Annotated in this window: 6 protein-coding genes; 3 read left to right on the forward strand and 3 right to left on the reverse strand. The window is 66.6% G+C overall.

Translation table 11 applies throughout. The annotated features are described in order from the left end of the window. Nucleotides 1-419 precede the first annotated feature (419 nt). Together H305_RS0143420 and H305_RS0143425 are read left to right on the forward strand one after the other, a co-directional pair. Nucleotides 420-1,301 (forward strand): HAD family hydrolase, encoded by an 882-nt coding sequence (locus H305_RS0143420; RefSeq protein WP_028805917.1) that lies wholly within the window; start codon nucleotides 420-422, stop codon nucleotides 1,299-1,301. Further along, nucleotides 1,298-2,884, forward strand: coding sequence for an SIR2 family protein (locus tag H305_RS0143425; RefSeq protein WP_028805918.1), 1,587 nt, complete (start codon nucleotides 1,298-1,300; stop codon nucleotides 2,882-2,884). The genes H305_RS0143420 and H305_RS0143425 overlap by 4 nt, the downstream gene beginning before the upstream one ends. 131 nt (nucleotides 2,885-3,015) lie before the next feature. Here H305_RS0143425 and H305_RS0143430 read toward each other — a convergent pair whose 3' ends face one another. Then, a complete protein-coding gene (locus H305_RS0143430; protein ID WP_028805919.1) occupies nucleotides 3,016-3,369 on the reverse strand; it encodes a hypothetical protein in 354 nt (117 codons plus the stop codon). Next, nucleotides 3,348-3,578, reverse strand: coding sequence for a hypothetical protein (locus tag H305_RS0143435; RefSeq protein ID WP_028805920.1), 231 nt, complete (start codon nucleotides 3,576-3,578; stop codon nucleotides 3,348-3,350). The genes H305_RS0143430 and H305_RS0143435 overlap by 22 nt, the downstream gene beginning before the upstream one ends. A gap of 229 nt (nucleotides 3,579-3,807) precedes the next feature. Between H305_RS0143435 and H305_RS0143440 the strand changes: the two genes are divergently transcribed. Beyond that, on the forward strand, nucleotides 3,808-4,341 hold the full coding sequence (locus H305_RS0143440; protein WP_028805921.1) for an AAA family ATPase: 534 nt from the start codon (nucleotides 3,808-3,810) through the stop codon (nucleotides 4,339-4,341). Nucleotides 4,342-4,470: 129 nt separating this feature from the next. On the opposite strand, the gene H305_RS0143445 is transcribed toward H305_RS0143440, so the two are convergent. Continuing rightward, complete coding sequence (locus tag H305_RS0143445; protein WP_028805922.1) at nucleotides 4,471-4,809, reverse strand: hypothetical protein; 339 nt, start codon at nucleotides 4,807-4,809, stop codon at nucleotides 4,471-4,473. Nucleotides 4,810-4,911: the final 102 nt, after the last annotated feature.

The following is a 4,911-nucleotide window of genomic DNA, read 5'->3' on the forward strand; positions in this document are numbered from 1 at the left end:
CCCGGACGGGTCCATGCCGTGATCAGCGCAGCCGCCGCACTGGTGGCGCCGGAGCAGACGACGACCTGGTCCGGTGTGGCATGCCAGATGTGACGGGTGAAATGCCGGCTCAGATGCTCTCGGGTGGTGGTCAGGCCGGCAGGCGCTACCAGCGGTGCGGGGGCAGTTGAGAGCGCAGCGACAGCGTGAAGAGCGGCAGGGGGAGGGGGCAGTCGGATGTCGCCGATCCGTAAGTCGATTTCCGGCGACCGCTGTTCCGCGCCCCTGGTCACATGGTCACCCCACCTGCAGACACGGCACCGCTGCAAGCGGCGACTTCCCGTTGGGTCATCCGTCCCACGCTGGCCTTGTCTACCACCTTCTGCCCGGCTCACGCTAGGATGCGGCACCCGTTCGTTCCCAAAGCGCCAGGGAAGCTCATGGTCAGGTCCAGCCGGGTGGTTCTCGTCACTGACCTGGACAACACGCTCTACGACTTTGCCGCTTACTACGAAGCGGGAATTTCGGCGCTGGTTGCCGAGCTGGAAGCACGGCTTGCGATTGACTCCAGTACGGTGACCGAAAAGCTTCGGGACGTCTTCACGCGCCACGGCAGTATCGAATACCCGTTTGCGGTGGAGGAACTGCCGGAAGTACTGGAACTCCCACGCGCAAGCCGTCGCGAAGTGACCCGGGCCTGCCTGAAAGCCTTCTGGGACGCTGGATCTGCGACCATCCACCCCTACCCCACGGTCCTGCGCACCCTCGGACATCTGCAGCAAGAGAACGTAGCGATCATCGGACACACAGACGCGCCCATTCATGAAGTGTTACGCAGGCTCCGTCATTTGAAACTGGATCGCTACCTCACCGGGATCGTGGCTCAGCAGTGGTTCCGTCGCAGGCCCCGCTCCTCGCAGGCCGTTTACCTGACTGAAGTTCCCGGCTGGTCGCGGCCTTCGCGGCGATTCCGGCCGCTGTGGCGTATCCCCGTGGCTGACCTCAAGCCGAACGCGGTGATGTACCGGCGGATCATCGACGACTTCGGTGTCGCCCCCCGCTATGTGACAGTCATCGGAGACAGCGTCGCCCGGGACCTCGTCCCCGCCGTAGAGGCGGGATGCGCCGCAGTGTGGGCCAGGTACGGCCGCCGCAGCGGAGTGGGCGGACTGATGGCAGAAGTCGTGCCGCACATCCTTCCCGAGGTCGGCATGGCCGAGCCGGCCGACACATCGGCCATCCGCCGGGTGGACTCGTTCGAAGGAGTTCTCGCGTACATGGCCACCCAGCAGGTGATTGATCTGTCCAGTGAGATGCCATGAACGAACACCTGCACTACCTGCGAGAGGCCCACCGCAACGGGAATCTGATTCCCTTCATCGGCGCTGGCTACAGCACTTCGGAAGCCGGGCTTCCCTCGTGGCCCCAGCTGCTGGGTGCTGGAGCGGCCTACCTGCGGTCCCAGTCACGACGAACCGTCCCAGCGCAGAAGATCCGCACCCTGGAGTCGCTGGCCAAGTCCGGCGACCTGCCGGCCGCATTCCAGTTCTTCCAGGGCCTCTTCGCCGATACCGCAGCCGCCCACTACGACTCCGTGCACTACCAGGGCTTCTTCAACGATCTCTTCCACGAACCCGAAGCTCACCCCACCGGACTCACAGAAGCCCTGCGTGCCCTGAGCCCGCGCGTAGCGATCACTACCAACTACGACCTTCTGCTGGAAAGAGCCCAGGTGACACCAGGGCAGCGCTCGGTAACCTGGCTCGACACCGCCGGTATCCGGTCACTGCTGCGCTCGGAAAGCGGCGTCATCCACCTGCACGGCCGGTATGACGTGCCCCGCAGCATCATCCTCTCTTCGTCCGACTACCAGCGCATCGTGCTGGACAATGACTCCGAGGCGATCGCGCAGGCAGCCTTCCACTCGGGTGTTCTGATGTTCCTTGGCTCCAGCGTCGGCGGTCTCTCGGATCCGCACATGGGTAAATTACTTGCCGAGTTCGCCCGCATCAGCGACCGCACGAAGGAGGAGCAGTCGCCTCACATCGCTCTCTTCAACGGACGCCTGCCCGGCGTCGACATCGCCCAGATGAGGGCGTACGGCATAGAAGCAGTCTCCTACGGCGACGATTACGCGGACTTGCCGCAGTTTCTGGAGCGGATCAGCGAGAACGAGACGATCACGATCTCCTCTCCCGTCACCCGTTCCCTGGTCAGCTCGATCAGCCACGCCACGACTGCAGCGGCAGCACTGGGGCACATAGCCAAGTTCATTGAACGCGAAGTGTTCCCCGGCAGAACCGTCCGGATCACGTTCTGCGAACTGGTCGAGACTGCGGACCATGGAATGCAGCTCGAAGCCCGCCATGTACTGCCTTTGAATGCCACCCACAATGTCTTCAACTATCCGCTCTCTATAGCAGCCTGGTCACTGGTCGAAGGCAGGATCGTGGCCTGGCCCCAGGAGCGGGACGTTCTGTGCAACATAGGCCTCCTTGAACGTATGGGGCGGCTGGACCGGGTGCGATCCCTTCTGTCCTCAAAGACCGTCAGGGACTCCCCGGAGATCCAGAAGTACGTTGATCTGGCCCGAGTGACCGACCGGTTCGAGCGGCGTGAGCTGACTCTCGGCGATTTCTTCCAGGACTGGTCCGCGGGCCAGCCTGACCACCGCTACAACCAGTTCATCTGTCTCCCAGTTCCCGTCACGGAATCGTTTGGCAACAGAGAACGGATCCGCGAGTACGGCGTGTTCAACATCGACAGTCAGGACGGCAGCACCCTCCTCGACCGCCGGTCCGCCGAACTCCTCAAACTCGCTTCCGCCCTTGCTGCCGCAGTCTTCGAGAAGAACGTGACCGGCTCAGGGGCGCCAGTCACCTCCCCCGCGACACCTCATCAGTGACAGGCCCGGGATGGTCCGGGAACCCGGCCGCCCTGAAGGAGCCATTACGGCTCGAACACATCATCTTCCCGTTCTGACACCGGCACCGGTCCTGCACCGACGGCTGGGAGCTGGTGGATTCTGGCGGCTGTTCAGCGAACCGAGCGATAGTGGCGTTCGGCGGCGGCAGCCTTCCCGCTGTCGTAGGCGGTCCAGCCCGCACTGCGGGACGCTTCGGCCGCCGCGGCGAACAGGCGGCGCTCGACACCTTCGCCGAAGGAGGCGTTCTTGAGGGTGGCCCTGATCATGCGGAGTTCAGCGCGGGCCGCATCGTAGACGTCGCCGGAGTCCACGGTGTCGTCCAGCCGGCGCAGGCGGTCGGGGACGTCGTCGCCGATCCGGCTGCCCGCGGTGGGGGCCGCGCCCGCAGGGGCGGCGGCGGACCATTGCGCCACGGTGGTGCCCAGGGTGACGGACGTGGTGATCAGAAATTTCCTGCGGTCCACCGGACCTCCTGTGATCTCCAGTGCATGCACCGCTGGGTGTGGTAGCTGGGCGCGTAGCCGCCCCTGATCCACCGGGACGCCTTCTCCCGGCGGTAGACCATCTGCCCGTATCCCATGCGCTGGTGCTGCTCAGCGACCCGGAGCAGGTACGCCTCCGCCTTCTGGCCGCGCACGGCCAGAGGGTGGCGTTCGGCGGCGTCAGTGGTCACGGGACCAACCCTTTCGCGGGCGCGGGCGCGGGCGTCACCAGCTTCCCGGCTCCCGGCAAGGCAGGGGAAGGCCGCCGGAGGTGAACGGCAACGGGCGGCAACGACCTGCAACGGGCGGCAACGCCACCCCGCGTACGCGAGGGAAAAGTCACTCGTCCGAGCGTCTCCGCCGCCGACGCCTCGGAAGGCCCCGGCGCTGTCAGCGGCCGTCGATAACGTGAGGGCCGTGATGGTGGGCACCGAAGAAACCCGGCTGGTCGTGCTGCGCGGTAATAGCGCCTCGGGGAAGTCGTCCGTTGCGGCCGGCCTGCGTGAGAGGTTCGGCCGGGGCCTGGCGGTGGTCGGCCAGGACAACCTTCGCCGCATCGTGCTCCGCGAGCGGGACCGGCCCGGTGCCGCGAACATCGGCCTGATTGGCCTGACCGCCCGCTATGCCCTGGGCGCCGGATTCCACGTGGTCGTCGAAGGCATCCTCTATGCCGACCGCTACGGCGACATGCTCACCGAGCTGCGCGCCGACCACCGCGGCCTGACCCACAGCTACTACCTGGACGTCCCGTTGGGCGAAACCCTCGCCCGGCACGCCACCAAGCCGATCGCCGACGACGTCAGCGAGACGCAGCTGCGCGACTGGTACCGGGCATGCGATCTGCTGCCGGGCGGCACCGAGACCGTCATCGGCGCCGACAGCGCCCTGCACGAGACCGTCGACCGCATCATGCTCGACACCGGCCTGGCCCACCTGCCCGCTGTGGACCGCTGACCGGAGCACGGGTGCGACGCGCTGGACCCGCCCCGACCATGAGGCCGACCACGGGTACGGCCATGCCGCTCCCAGCCCCGACCATGGCTGGTCAGCGCACGGCCGATGCCTCTCTGCGGCGGCCGCGCTTCATGTCTGCCGATGCCCGGAGCCGGTCCAGGGGACTCGTTGGTCGGGGTCGTGGACGGGGCGCCACACGGGTGCGGAGGGGCCATGGGGGAGCAAGTCGGCCAGCGGCGCCGCGAGGATGGGGACGTCGTACGGGAAGTGGGACGGCGCCAGCAGCCTGGCCCCGGCGCGCAGGGCACGGATCCGGTTCTCGACACCGGTGGGGCCGGTGCCGTCCAGGACGAACAGGACGCGGGGGGAGAGCGGGTAGCGGCGCCGCCACTCCTCCACCGCCGGTTCCTGGAAGGTTGGCCGGCGCCCCGGCATCACGGGCACGTAGCGGTAGAGGCGTTCGTACATCCCGCTTACTGGCCCTAACAAAGCCTCTGGACGTGTCGGTGGGTGATCAGGCAGACGGCGAGTCCGAGGAAGGCCTCGTGGATGTCGTCGCGTCGTTCCCAG

It is taken from the genome of Streptomyces sp. 142MFCol3.1, from assembly GCF_000424945.1.
In the GTDB taxonomy this organism is placed as follows: domain Bacteria; phylum Actinomycetota; class Actinomycetes; order Streptomycetales; family Streptomycetaceae; genus Streptomyces; species Streptomyces siamensis.